Genomic DNA, 12,339 nt, shown 5'->3' with positions numbered 1-12,339 from the left:
GTGCCGGGGCGGGGGACGGATCGCACTTCTGGGCGGCGGGGCGCCGTTCCTACGGTCGCAGGGCGCATCCGGCCCCCAGCGGCCGAAGAGGCCGAGAGGCCGAAGAAGCCCAAACCGTCCGAGAAGGAGCCGCCGTGATCCGAACCAGACTGATCGCCCCCGCCCTGTTGTCCGCGTTGCCCGCTCTGGTCGTCCCCGCCGCACCCGCCACCGCGCACGCCGACGGCTGTTCCGGTGTCCGCGTTCCCGGTGCCGAACGCGCGGTGACCTCATGCCTGGACGACCTGACGACCGCCGGGACGGTACCCGGCGGGCACACCGACCCGGCGGACTGGGCGGGCTTGGTCGCCCCCGGCACCGCCACCCCGTCCGGGGTGCCCGGTGTGCAGGTGGACGGCTACTTCCCCGACACGTCCACCACCAACACCAACCACGGCTGGCAGCACGACGCCCAGTTCGTGCTGCGCCTGCCCCACGACTGGAACGGCGGCCTCGTCGTCGCCGGACCGCCCGGGACCCGCGAGCAGTACGCCAATGACCCGATCATCTCCGACCAGGTGCTGGCCAAGGGGTACGCCTACGCCGCCACCGACAAGGGCAGCACGGGAGCCGCTCCCGCCGCCGACGGCGAGCGGCCCGGCGCCCAGATCGCCGAATGGCACCAGCGCCTCACCCAGCTCACCCGCGCCGCCAGGACCGCCCTCACCGGCCACTACGGGCACGCCCCCGCCCGCACCTACGCCGCAGGACTGTCGGCCGGCGGCTACCTGGTGCGATGGCAGCTGGAGCACCATCCGAAGCTGTACACCGGCGGTGTCGACTGGAACGCGCTGGTCTTCACCCCGGACACCAGCCTGCTCACCACGCTGCCACCCGCCGTACGCGCCTATCCGGCGTACGCCCGCGGCGACTCGGCCGCCCACACGGAGCTGCTGGCCGCCGGCTATCCAGCGGGGTCCGAGCCCGCCTGGGCCTTCAGCTTCCAGAACCAGTGGACGCCTCTGCTGCACCAAGTCCGCACCGAACTCGACCCGGCCTACACCGGCGAGGACTCCGCGTACGACCTGGCGACCCGCCCCCGCAGCGTGCACCGCGCCGTCGCCCGCATCTCCCTGACCGGCCGGCTGACCCGGCCGCTGATCAGCGTGCAGGGCAGCCTCGACGCCCTCACCCCGCCGTCCCGCTACGCCGCGGCGTACCGGGAGCTCGTCGGCAAGGCGGGCCGCACCCGGCTGCACCGGGCCGTCGCGGTGCCGGGCGGAGCGCACACGGACGGGCTGACCCCGCTCTCCCCGGCCTTCCGGCCGATGCTCCCCGCCTTCACGGCGGCGTTCACGGAGCTCGAGGACTGGACCCGGCGCGGCGCCGCACACCTCGCAGGCCCGCTCGGGGCGCCACCCACCTGAAGATTCGCGCGCGACGGGCAGGTCGCCAACCGATTCGAGTCGGAGGCATCGCCGCGTCCGCGGGGAGCACCCGTACAGGGATCGTGATGTAGGCGGTCTGGTGTCATTCGTGAACGGCCACGCACAGGAAGATCCCGTCCAGTCGGAGAACTGGGCGGGATCTTTGCGTTGTTGGGGTCAGCAGTCGCCGACGGCCACCGTCTGCGGGGTGAGGAAGGCCTCGAGGCCCAGGTGGGAGCCCTCGACGCCGATTCCGCTGTGCTTCAGGCCGGCGAACGGCACCTGCGGGGTGTTCGGGCTTCCGGTGTTCACGCCGACGATGCCGACGTCCAGGGTCCGGGCCACATCGGCGGCTCGCCGGGGAGGGCCGATCACGTATCCGCCCAGGCCGTACGGGCTGGATGTCACGGCTTCGAGGACGTCGTCGAGCGCGTCGTACTCGAGTACGGAAACGGCGGGACCGAAGATCTCCTCGCGGACCAAGGTGCTGTCCTGCCCCGGCCGCACGCTCACTGCGGGCCTGGCGAAGTGGCCGGACTGCGGTGCCGGCGTGCCGGCGCGCCACACGTCGCCGCCGGAGGAGTCCACCAGGTCATCGACCCGTGCCGGGTCGGAGGGCAGCGCCAGGGGGCCGAGTGTCGTCGTCTCGTCGGCGGGGTCGCCGAGCACGAGCCGGTCCGATGCGCGGCAGAAGCGGTCGGCGAGCTCGTCGGCCATCGAGCGAGGTGCCCATACCTGGTTGGCGGCGATGCACGACTGGCCGTTGTTGCGGTACTTGGCGACCATCAGGGTGTCCACCGCCAGGTCGAGGTCGGCGTCGTCCAGTACGACGAAGGGAGCGTTGCCGCCGAGCTCGAACACCGCCCGGGTGAAGCGGGGGACGACGGCCGCGGCGAGCAGGCGGCCCACGCGGGTGGAGCCGGTGAAGGTCAGACCGCGGACCCTGCGGTCGGACAGCCACACATCGGATATCGCCGCGGGCTCGCCCACCACCGTCGAGATGACGCCGCTCGGCAGGTGCCGTTCGACGACCTCTGCCAGGTACAGGGCCGAGGCGGGGGCCACCTCGGAGGGCTTGAACAGCACCGAGCACCCCGCCGCCAGGGCTGGTGCGATCTTGCGGGCCGGGATCGAGGCCGGAAAGTTCCACGGGGTGAGTACGGCGACCACCCCCAGCGCCCGCTCTCCCACCTCGTGGCGCAGGCCGGGTACATGGCTCCAGACCCGCCCGGAACGGCCGCCGGCAACGTCGGTGAACCACTCGAAGAAGGCCGCCGACAAGCCGACTTCGGCGCGTGCCTCCGCGATCCGCTTCCCCGTCTCGCGGGTGATCAGGCCGGCCAGTTCCTCGGTGAGCTTGTCCTCGCGGAGATCGGCGGCGATCGCGCGCAGTGCCGCTGCCCGCCGGCCCGGCGTCAGGCCGGCCCAGTCCGGCAGCGCCTCGGCGGCGCTGTCCAGGGCCCGGCGGGCCTCCGGCTCGCCGCCGTACACCACGGTTGCCCATGGAGAAGCCGTCGCCGGATCGACCAGTTCGTGCAGGGCCGGGTCCTCGGGCGAGGGTGTCCCGCGGTCGATGCGGACGCCGCTGATGGGCCGGGATGCATGCATTACGGAATCTCCAGGGTCTCGTCATGGCAGGTCAGCCGCTCCAGCGCCGCGGCGTCGAACCGGACTCCGAGGCCGGGCAGATCGGGCAGGCCGAGCCGGCCTTTGTCGGGGGTCGGCGGGGCGAGCAGCAGCGGGTCGCGCAGGGGGTTGTCCCGTACGTCGTACTCGACAGCGCTCACCGCGCCGGAGGCCGCGGCCACCTGCAGCGTCGCCGCGAAGGCGGCGGCGCCGCCGTAGAGGTGGGGCATGACGGCGGTGTCGTGCTTGGCCGCCAGGTCGCAGACCGCGAGCACTTCGGTGATCCCGCCGGCCTTGGCGACGTCGGGTTGCAGGACGGTGATCGCGGGTGAGGCCGCGTAGGCCGCGAACTTCCCGCGGCTGTAGAGGTTTTCGCCGGTCGCGATCACCAGATCGGTGCGGCGGTGCAGCTCCTCCAGGTCGTCCAGCTCGTCACCCTTGAGGGGCTCCTCAATCCACCCGACCCCGGTGTCGCGCAGCACCGGCGCCATCGCCACCGCCTCGTCGAGATGCCAGCCCTGGTTCGCGTCGGCGTAGAGGAGTACGTCCGCGCCGAGCGCCTCCCGCGCTGCCAGCAGATTGCGGGTGTCGGCCTCCCGTCCGAAGCCCAGCTTGACCTTGACCGCGGCATGTCCCGCGCGGCGGCAGTCCGCCGCCTGTTCCGCTACGGACCGCGGCCCCAGGCTGCTCGCGTAGACGGGGATGTGGTCCCGAATCCGGTGCGCGGCCACGCGCGCGATCGCGGCGTCGGCCCGCTGCGCTGCGAGGTCCCACAGAGCCACGTCCACGGCGCTGACGGCCTGGCGGATCGGGCCGGGCGCGCCCCACTGCCGCCCCAGCGGGTCGAGCTGCTCGCACAGGTCGGCGTGGATCGCCGGCACGTCGTCCACCCGGCGTCCGGCCAGCAGCGGCAGCACTCCCTCCCGCAAGGTGGCCGTGCGCTCGGTCGCGGCCCAGGAGGGATAGTTGACCCAGCTCTCACCGTGGCCGGTCCTGCCGTCCTCGTCGGTGAGCGAGACGAGGACCATCGCACGGTGCCGCAGCGGTGCGAACGACATCGCGATGCCGTCATGGACCGGCGCGCGCAGGGCCCGTATCCGGGCGCGGGCTATATGGGTCAACGCGCCTCCCCTGCCTGCTCGGCCAGGGTGGACCGCAGGCCGGCGATGTGGGCTCGCGCGGCCTGCTCCGCGGCGGCCGGGTCGCCCGCCGCCATCGCCGTGAAGATTGCGCGGTGGTCGGCGACCGCCAGCTTCGGGCCGCGAGTGACCTGGGTGGTCCGCATCGCCAGCCGCACCTGGGTCTGCACCTCGTCGAGCATGCGGACCACTTCCGGGTTGTCGGCGGCCTCCCGGATCAGCCGGTGGAAGGTCATGTCGGCCTCGGAGGCGGCGGTCAAGTCGACCGCAGCGACCGCGCGTTCGTGCTCCCCGAGTATGTCCTCGAGGGACCGGATCAGCCGGCGTCCGGCGTTCTCGACCGCGAGGCGCGTCGCGAGGCCCTCCAGGACCTCGCGCACCTCGTAGATGGCGATCAGGCTCTTGAGGCTGACATCGGCCACCACGGCGCCCCGGCGTGGCTCTTCGCGGGCCAGCCGCTCGTGCACCAGGCGCACGATTGCCTCCCGGACCGGACTGCGGCTCACCCCGAGGCTCGCGGCCAGGGCCGGAACGCTCAGTCGGGCGCCCGCCGGGAGGTCGCCGGCGAAGATCTGGTCGCGCAACTCCTGGTGGACGCGATCGGTGACGCGGGGATCACTCGCGACGGTCATGACTCACCCCTGGCTTCTCCATCCGTGACTGGCTCCTCCGAGCGTACATGCTGTTCTGAAAAGTTACATGTAAATTGCTCTTGCTGCGTGCTGATCGATGCTGTTACATGTCATCAATCTCAACGTGGAGGGAACGAGATGCGCAGCGCCTCATGGTTCGGGCTCGACGGAAAGCTGGGGTTCGTCCACCGGTCGAAGCTGTACAACCGGGGCGGATCGCCGGACATGTTCGACGGTCGCCCGGTGATCGGGATCGCGAACAGCGCGTCGGACCTCGCGCCGTGCAACGCCCACCTCAGGCAGGTGGCCGAGGCGGTCAAGCGCGGTGTGCTGATGGCCGGCGGCGTCCCGATGGAGTTCCCGACGACCTCCATCGGGGAGACGCTGATGCGTCCGTCCGCGATGCTGTTCCGCAACCTCATGGCGATGGACGTCGAGGAGAGCCTCCGCGCGAATCCGCTCGACGGCGTGGTCCTGCTGGGCGGCTGCGACAAGACCGTCCCGGCGCAGGTGATGGGCGCGCTCAGCGTCGACCTGCCCACGGTGATGGTCACCGGAGGTCCCGCGCTCAACGGCCGCTTCCGCGGCGAGGCGATCGGGTCCGGCACCCACGTCTGGAAGTTCAGCGAGGAGGTCAGGGCGGGGCGGATGTCCGCGTGCGAGTTCCGGTCGGCCGAGGCGTGCCTGTCCCGGAGCGCCGGCCACTGCACCACCATGGGGACGGCGTCGACCATGGCCTGTGTCACCGAGGCGCTCGGTCTCTCGCTGCCCGGGAGCGCGACGATTCCGGCCGTGGACGCCGGCCGGGCCCGTTTCGCCGAGCAGGCGGGGCAGCGGATCGTCGCCATGGCCGAGGAAGGGCTGGCCCCCTCCAGCTTCCTGGACCGGCGGTCGTTCGAGAACGCGGTGCGCGTCAACGCCGCGATCGGCGGCTCGACCAACGCGGTCGTGCACCTGCTGGCCATGGCCGGTCGCGCCGAGGTCGACCTGGCCCTCGACGACTTCGACCGGCTGGCGGCCGATGTCCCGCTGCTGGTCGATCTTCTGCCCTCCGGCCGGTTCCTGATGGAGGAGTTCCACGACGCCGGCGGCCTCCCGACCGTCATCCGCGAGCTCGGCGACCTCGTGGACGGCGGCGCCATGACCGTCAACGGCAGGACGCTCGCCGAGAATTGCGCGGACGCGCAGAACTGGCGGCCCGAGGTCGTACGGAGCCGCAAGGACCCGGTCGCGCCGCCTGGCTCGCACACCGCGGTGCTGCGCGGAAACCTCGCCCCCGACGGTGCCGTGCTCAAGCTCTCCGCCGCGTCACCCGAACTCACCCGGCACACCGGCCCCGCGCTCGTCTTCGACACGATCGAGGACTACGACGCGCAGAAGGACTCGCCGGATCTGCCGGTGACCCCCGACACCGTCCTGGTGGTCCGTAACGCAGGCCCGGTCGGCTATCCGGGCATGCCGGAGATCGGCAACCTCGCCATTCCGAAGAAGATGCTGGACCAGGGCGTACGGGACATGGTCCGGATCACCGACGGCCGGATGAGCGGCACTTCGTACGGGACCGTGGTCCTGCACGTGGCGCCCGAGGCCGCCGCCGGCGGGCCGCTCGCCCTGCTCCGTAGCGGCGACCACGTCACCCTTGACGTCCCCGCCCGGCGGCTGGAGATGGACGTACCGGACGCGGAGCTCTCCGCCCGCGCCTCCGGGAGCGCCGTCGCCGGTGGTCTCCGGAAGGGGCCGACGCGGGGGGCGGGCTGGGCGGGGCTCTACCGGAGCCAGGTCAACCAGGCCGACACGGGCGCCGATCTGGACTTCCTGACCGGCCGCCGCGGGCATGCCGTCCCGCGCCGGCCCTTCTGATCCGACCACTTTGAAACGTCCGAAAAGGAAGGGCCGCACCATGAGTGATCTCCTGAGTGACCTGGAGCGCCACCGCATCCTGACGATCTTCCGCGGTCAGCCTGCCGATCAGTGCGTGGACCTGGCCGAGGCGCTCTACGAGGCCGGCATCCGGCTGTTCGAGGTGACGCTGAACAGTGCAGAGCCGCTCGCGGGGATCGCCGCCATCCGCGACCGGCTCGGCGCCGATGCCCGCGTCGGCGCCGGCACCGTGCTCACCACCGGGGAGGTGGAGCAGGTCGCCGACGCCGGTGCCCAGTTCGTCGTCTCCCCGGACATCGACGCCGGCGTGGTCGAACGGACCAAGGAGCTCGGCATGGGATCCGTGCCCGGCGCCCTCTCGCCGACCGAGGTGCTCCGCGCGGTACGTGCCGGTGCCGACGCCGTCAAGGTCTTCCCCATCAGCTCGGTCGGCGCCGGCCACATCCGGCAGCTGCGCGGCCCGCTGCCGGACGTGCCGTACGTGGCCACCGGCGGCGTCGATGCGGGCCTGGCAGAAGCGTGCATCGAGGCCGGATGCGTGGGCGTGGGGAGCAGCGTCCAGCTGTTCGGCGATCCCGCCGACATCGAGTCGGTGGTCCGGGGCGCCAAGCGGTTCACGGACGCCATCGCGCGGGCGGGCAGCGCGCGCAGCTGACCCGCCAACGGCCTGCCGGCGCCAGTCAAAGGAGCTCATCTTGAGTGCCACCGAAGTCCGTACCCCCGTCCGCGATGCCTACGAGCTGCGCGCCGAGGACGTCCGCACCCCTCCCAGGACTCTCCGGGAGCGGATGCGCTACCTCGGCCCCGGCTTCGTACTCACCGCGTCCGTCGTCGGATCCGGCGAGCTCATCGTCACCACTTCGCTCGGCGCGAAAGCCGGGTTCGCGCTGCTCTGGCTCGTGATTCTCGGCGCCGCGGTCAAGGTCTGGGTGCAGGTTGAACTGGCCCGCTGGACCATCCTCAACGGGCAGACCGCGCTCGCCGGATACGGCAAGGTCCGGCCCCGGATAGGCCGCATGGGGTGGATCAACTGGTTGTGGATCGGCCTGGACCTCGCCAAGAACTTCCAGCGCGGCGGCGTCATCGGCGGCACGGCCGCCGCCTGCTCCATCGCCTGGCCGATCACCGGCGGGGAGCTGAGCCGCACCTCGCTGGTCATCTGGACCGTCGTCGTCACGGCGGTGAGCGTGCTGCTGATGAGCAGCGCCCGGTACAGCGTCGTCGAGCGGATCACCACGTTCTCCGTGGCGCTGTTCACGAGCAGCACCATCGCCCTCGCGCTGTCGCTGCCCTTCACCCCGTACTCGTACTCGGCGGGCGACCTCGGCTCGGGGCTGAGCTTCGCGATCCCGGCGGGGGCCGTCGGACTCGCGCTGGCGATGTTCGGCTCGACCGGGGTCGGTGCCGACGACATGACCAACTACACGTACTGGTGCCTGGAGAAGGGGTACGCCCGCTGGACCGGGCCCGACGACGGCACCGAGGAGCGGGCCGCGCGCGCTGCGGGCTGGCTGAAGGTCATGCAGCTCGACGTGCTGGTCTCCTGGGTGGTCTGCACGCTGACCACCCTCTCCTTCTACATCGTCGGCGCCTCGGTCCTGGCGCCGCAGAAGGCCGTCCCCGAAGGGAACGACGTCATCACCACGGTGTCGCGTATCTACACCGACACCCTCGGCCCCTGGGCCGAGGTCCTCTTCCTGGTCGGCGCCGTCACGGTGCTGTTCTCCACGCACGTGGCGGCCGTGGCCGCGGTGCCCCGGCTGTGGACCAACACGCTCGGGCTGATGGGCGTGATCGACTGGGACGACATGGCGGTACGCACCAAGTGGCTGCGGATCTTCACCTTCGTGCTGCCGGTCATCTGGGCGCTCATGTATCTGTTCGTCCAGTCCCCGCTGCTCCTGCTGCAGATCGGGGCCATCGGCAACGCCATCTTCCTACTGGCGGTGCTCGTCGCGGTCTGGCACTTGCGCACCACGGAGGTGGACCGGCGCTTCCGCGCCGGCACCTGGGTCACGGCCGTCCTCGCGGTGAGCACCGTCGCGATCACCGGACTGGCCGTCTACTCCCTGCTCGAGGTCTTCGGCATCTCCGTCGGCGGCTAGGGGCTCCGTGCTTGCTCAGCAGGGTGCGGTCCCAGTCCGTCAGGTAGCCGGACCAGGTGGGTGAGAGGCCGGTGAGCAGGGATTCCGGTTGCTTCTCGGGCCTATGCCAAACGCCGGGTCAAGTGGTCGGTGAGCGGCGTGTTCGACCTCGGAGTGATCGTCCGGAGTACGACGGAAGGGTCCTCACAGGTGTGACCTGCGCAGACCCTTCGAAATGTCGGGACGGCGGGATTTGAACCCATGACCCCTTGACCCCTTGACCCCCAGATTCAAGTCACTGAGCGGCGTGCTCCGAAGCATTCCTCCAGGTCGGGAACCAGCGTACTCAGCCGCGTAAAGGAGTCGTCTCCCGCATGAGCCAGCAATACGCGTTGGAACCGCAACTGGATTCCACGCTGAACGGTTCGTCGGACCATCGGTCGGGATGGCACGTCCCGAAACTGCTGCCAAGAGGGCGTCGATTAGACACCGCGATCAGAATGGAAGGCGCGTGGTTCACTGTCCCTCCCGTCCCTCTTGCACGCTGATGTTGGCCGTAAGCCTTCGACCGCCAGATTCAGGAACGACAGAACCGGGAGGCTAGCTTCCAGACTCTCCGCTGCCGTCGGCTTGCCACAGGTCGCTTGCTTCGTACTGTTCCCGTAGCAAGGGAATCACCGGGTTGGGAATGCGGAACCCCTTGGCCCAGGATGGGTCCGTGTCGTGGCCGTAGACGGTAGTGAGCAGGAACGGCTCCCTGCCCGTCAACTGTCCGGTCAACTGCAGATCCCTGGACAGGGTGCCGATCGGCTGGGTGAAGCCGCGGAGTTTACGCGTCTCGTCGTAGCCGGCGAGTTCGTACACCGTCTCCCGGGCCACAAATCCACCGTTCGCTGCAGCTGCAACGATCGCTTTGACTCGGGAGGGGTAGCGCACCATCAGCTCGTCCATGAACGTTGCCAGCGACTCCGCTGTCCAAGTTCCTTCCTTGGGTTGGTCGTCGGTTGGTGTCTCGCCCAATTGCTCCAGGTCGCGGACGGAACCCTCGTCCACGTTCAGTTCGAGTAGTTCCTTGGCCCAGCGGAGCAGTTCACCTGGAGTGAGCATGTATAGCCCCACCCCGGCCCGCTCCCGCAGCTCCAGGATGAGTTCGGCACGGGGGCGGGGTGGGATGTCGTACCCGCGGCTGGTCCACCAGTCCTTCTTCACATCCCCAGTCACCAGCAGGACGTCGCACGCGCGATGCCCAGCCTCCTCTAACAGCTGTACCCAGAGGAGGTAATCACCGGCGGCTAGCTCGGGTTCCTTGGTGCGGAAGTCTTCGTGACCTGGCGGGATCCCCTCGTCGGCGCGGTCCTGCGCCTCCTTGATGGCCTTGTCGTACGCGTCCTGCGGCAGCGGATCGCCGATCCGGCCGTGTAGAAGCGGCTCGAGGGCGTTGAGCACCGGGTCGGTGTGCGTAGTGGCGGTCTCCTGGAGCGCGTCGCACTCGGCTTGCGTCCGGATGATCGTCTTGAGGCTGTCGGCGGCCTTAGTGAGCTCGGCTAGGTCTTGGTCGGTGCGCTGTGTGACCTCGTCGTTGTCCTTGAGCTGGACAGCGGACACCCAGGTTGTCACCGCTGTGCGGGCCGCGTTGACCGCCTTATCGAGCGCGGTGCTCGCTTCCTTGGCCTTGGTCGCGTGGTGATGGCGTACGGCGGGGGACTCACGATTACGCCAGAACTCCGTGAGTACCTGGTGCGGGATCCAGAGCCGCTCGCCGAGCTTGGCGAGAGCGGCGAGGGTGTCCTGGCGGGTGCGCTCGTTCGAGCGGTAGAGATTCAGCAGCACGTTGGTGTCGAGCACGACCAGACCCGAAGCGAAGATCCGCTCGTAGTCAGAGCGAACTGGACTGCGATGTGCCTCGTCGCAGTCGAAGATACTCCGGTCGTGCGGTTGGTCGGGCGTGGTGTGCGTTGCCGCCATGAGACGAGCCCCCTGGAATCGCGCGAACCCGATCCTCCCCGGCCTGGTGCGCGGGGAAAGTCTCGCAGACCCGCACTCTGGGCGGTAGGTGCTTTCGCCCTGTGCGGACCAACTCGGTGGTTGTGTCACCGCGGCGCAACACTCTGACCGTCTTGGACTCTACGGCGGCGTGCCTCGAGTTTTCAGCAGCGACAACACCTGCAGGCCTCGAGCGCCCGGCGGTAGTTGGCCCACTGGGCTTGATTCGCTTTGACGGACATCCGAGATCAGGGGTCACGGCCCCGGAAGGATGTCCACCATGGAGAGCATGGGGAAGAAGAAGCCGCGTCCCAGGCGCTCGTTCACGCCGGAGTTCAAGGCCGAGATCGTCGAGCTGTGCCGGCGAGGCGACCGCTCGGTCGGCCAGGTGGCCAAGGACTTCGATCTGACCGAGACCGCGGTGCGTTTGTGGGTCAGCCAGGCCAAGGTCGATGGCGGTGAGGAGCCGGGGCTGACCAGCGATGAACGGGTGGAGCTGGCCCGGTTGCGGCAGGAGAATCGTCGGTTGCGGCAGGACGTGGATGTCCTCAAGCGGGCGACGGCTTTCTTCGCGAACGAGACCCGGTGACGGTGCATCCGTTCATCGAGGCGGAGAAGCAGGCAGGTCACAGCGTCAAGCGGGCGTGTGAACTGCTGAAGGTCTCGCGTGCCGCCTTCTACGCCCGCCGCGCGGGCAGTCGTTGCCCGCGCCGGCAGCAGGACGACGAGCTGGCCGACCAGATCGCCGCGGTGCATGCCCATTCCCGCGGCGCCTACGGCTCCCCGCGCGTCCACGCCGCGCTGCGGCGAGAGGGCGTGCGGTGCGGCCGGCGTCGCGTGGCACGGCTGATGCGTCAGGCCGGGCTCTTGGGCCGGTGCCGCGGACGCCGTGTCCGCACCACGGTCCAGGACCCGCACGCGAGAAGGCGACCGGACCTGGTTCAGCGCGACTTCGCCACCGCGACTCGGCTCGATGCCCGCTGGTGCGGCGACATCACCTACATCCCCACCGATCAGGGCTGGCTCTACCTGGCCACCGTGATCGACATCGCCTCGCGGAAGGTCGTCGGCTGGGCAACGGCCGACCATTTGCGCACCTCGTTGGTCACCGACGCGCTGCTGGCGGCCTGCCGCGGCCGTCGCCCGGGGCGAGGGCTGATCTTTCATGCGGATCGCGGCTGCCAGTACACCAGTCGTGAATTCGCCGAGGTGGCAGAGGGTTTCGGGATCCGGCTGTCAACCGGGCGGACCGGGGTGTGCTGGGACAATGCCCTGGCCGAGTCGTTCTTCGCTACCCTCAAGCGCGAGCTGGGCGCCGGCGGCCCGCAGATCTGGCCCAGCCGCGCCGTCGCCCACTCAGCGATCTTCGACTTCATCGAGGGCTGGTACAACCCGCGCCGTCTGCACAGCAGCCTCGGCTACCGCAGCCCCGCCGAATACGAAGCCGCCCTCGCGGCCTGACCGACACAGCCACCGTGTCCGTCAAACCGGAGCAAGCCCACCACCGCCCGCGAACCGGATCGGCCGGCATCAGCGACGCGATCCTTCCCCCACATCCCATCAGTGATCACTAATTGGACAGACACAT

At 70.0% G+C, this 12,339-nt stretch carries 10 protein-coding genes; 6 read left to right on the top strand and 4 right to left on the bottom strand.

The features are described from left to right. The first annotated feature begins 134 nt into the window (after positions 1-134). On the top strand, positions 135-1,406 hold the full coding sequence (locus tag ACNNMR_RS01750) for a tannase/feruloyl esterase family alpha/beta hydrolase (protein ID WP_419992678.1): 1,272 nt from the start codon (positions 135-137) through the stop codon (positions 1,404-1,406). 177 nt (positions 1,407-1,583) lie between these two features. Here ACNNMR_RS01750 and ACNNMR_RS01745 read toward each other — a convergent pair whose 3' ends face one another. From ACNNMR_RS01745 to ACNNMR_RS01735, 3 genes are read right to left on the bottom strand one after another with little or no spacing between them, the layout of a single operon-like run. Then, a complete protein-coding gene (locus tag ACNNMR_RS01745) occupies positions 1,584-3,014 on the bottom strand; it encodes an aldehyde dehydrogenase family protein (protein ID WP_419992677.1) in 1,431 nt (476 codons plus the stop codon). Then, complete coding sequence (locus ACNNMR_RS01740; RefSeq protein WP_419992676.1) at positions 3,014-4,153, bottom strand: mandelate racemase/muconate lactonizing enzyme family protein; 1,140 nt, start codon at positions 4,151-4,153, stop codon at positions 3,014-3,016. The genes ACNNMR_RS01745 and ACNNMR_RS01740 overlap by 1 nt, the downstream gene beginning before the upstream one ends. Continuing rightward, on the bottom strand, positions 4,150-4,803 hold the full coding sequence (locus ACNNMR_RS01735) for a GntR family transcriptional regulator (protein WP_419992675.1): 654 nt from the start codon (positions 4,801-4,803) through the stop codon (positions 4,150-4,152). Before ACNNMR_RS01735 ends, ACNNMR_RS01740 begins: the two co-directional genes overlap by 4 nt. An 87-nt stretch (positions 4,804-4,890) precedes the next feature. Here ACNNMR_RS01735 and ACNNMR_RS01730 point away from each other — a divergent pair, with 87 nt between their 5' ends. From ACNNMR_RS01730 to ACNNMR_RS01720, 3 genes are read left to right on the top strand one after another with little or no spacing between them, the layout of a single operon-like run. Beyond that, positions 4,891-6,663 carry an IlvD/Edd family dehydratase gene (locus tag ACNNMR_RS01730; protein WP_419992674.1) on the top strand — a complete coding sequence of 591 codons (1,773 nt, stop codon included), beginning with the start codon at positions 4,891-4,893 and terminating at the stop codon, positions 6,661-6,663. 40 nt (positions 6,664-6,703) lie between these two features. Then, complete coding sequence (locus ACNNMR_RS01725; RefSeq protein ID WP_419992673.1) at positions 6,704-7,339, top strand: bifunctional 4-hydroxy-2-oxoglutarate aldolase/2-dehydro-3-deoxy-phosphogluconate aldolase; 636 nt, start codon at positions 6,704-6,706, stop codon at positions 7,337-7,339. Between the two features lie 40 nt (positions 7,340-7,379). Beyond that, positions 7,380-8,789 (top strand): Nramp family divalent metal transporter, encoded by a 1,410-nt coding sequence (locus ACNNMR_RS01720; RefSeq protein WP_419992672.1) that lies wholly within the window; start codon positions 7,380-7,382, stop codon positions 8,787-8,789. Positions 8,790-9,368: 579 nt separating this feature from the next. Here ACNNMR_RS01720 and ACNNMR_RS01715 read toward each other — a convergent pair. Continuing rightward, complete coding sequence (locus tag ACNNMR_RS01715; RefSeq protein ID WP_419992671.1) at positions 9,369-10,733, bottom strand: PIN-like domain-containing protein; 1,365 nt, start codon at positions 10,731-10,733, stop codon at positions 9,369-9,371. Positions 10,734-11,040: 307 nt separating this feature from the next. Between ACNNMR_RS01715 and ACNNMR_RS01710 the strand changes: the two genes are divergently transcribed. Together ACNNMR_RS01710 and ACNNMR_RS01705 are read left to right on the top strand one after the other, a co-directional pair. After that, the gene (locus ACNNMR_RS01710) at positions 11,041-11,340 is read left to right on the top strand and encodes a transposase (protein WP_419992670.1); all 300 of its coding nucleotides are present in this window, start codon (positions 11,041-11,043) and stop codon (positions 11,338-11,340) included. Then, the gene (locus ACNNMR_RS01705) at positions 11,337-12,212 is read left to right on the top strand and encodes an IS3 family transposase (protein ID WP_419992669.1); all 876 of its coding nucleotides are present in this window, start codon (positions 11,337-11,339) and stop codon (positions 12,210-12,212) included. Before ACNNMR_RS01710 ends, ACNNMR_RS01705 begins: the two co-directional genes overlap by 4 nt. Positions 12,213-12,339: the final 127 nt, after the last annotated feature.

This window comes from Streptomyces boninensis, from assembly GCF_048572725.1.
Classification (GTDB): Bacteria; Actinomycetota; Actinomycetes; order Streptomycetales; family Streptomycetaceae; genus Streptomyces; species Streptomyces boninensis.
Note: the sequence above shows the minus strand (reverse complement) of the source record. Positions and strands in the feature narration are given on the sequence as shown.

Bases quoted from the DNA above. Each gene is read 5' to 3' on its own strand.
- ACNNMR_RS01745 (WP_419992677.1), bottom strand. From the start codon at position 3,014: ATGCATGCATCCCGGCCCATCAGCGGCGTCCGCATCGACCGCGGGACA.
- ACNNMR_RS01735 (WP_419992675.1), bottom strand. From the start codon at position 4,803: ATGACCGTCGCGAGTGATCCCCGCGTCACCGATCGCGTCCACCAGGAG.
- ACNNMR_RS01725 (WP_419992673.1), top strand. From the start codon at position 6,704: ATGAGTGATCTCCTGAGTGACCTGGAGCGCCACCGCATCCTGACGATC.
- ACNNMR_RS01715 (WP_419992671.1), bottom strand. From the start codon at position 10,733: ATGGCGGCAACGCACACCACGCCCGACCAACCGCACGACCGGAGTATC.
- ACNNMR_RS01710 (WP_419992670.1), top strand. From the start codon at position 11,041: ATGGGGAAGAAGAAGCCGCGTCCCAGGCGCTCGTTCACGCCGGAGTTC.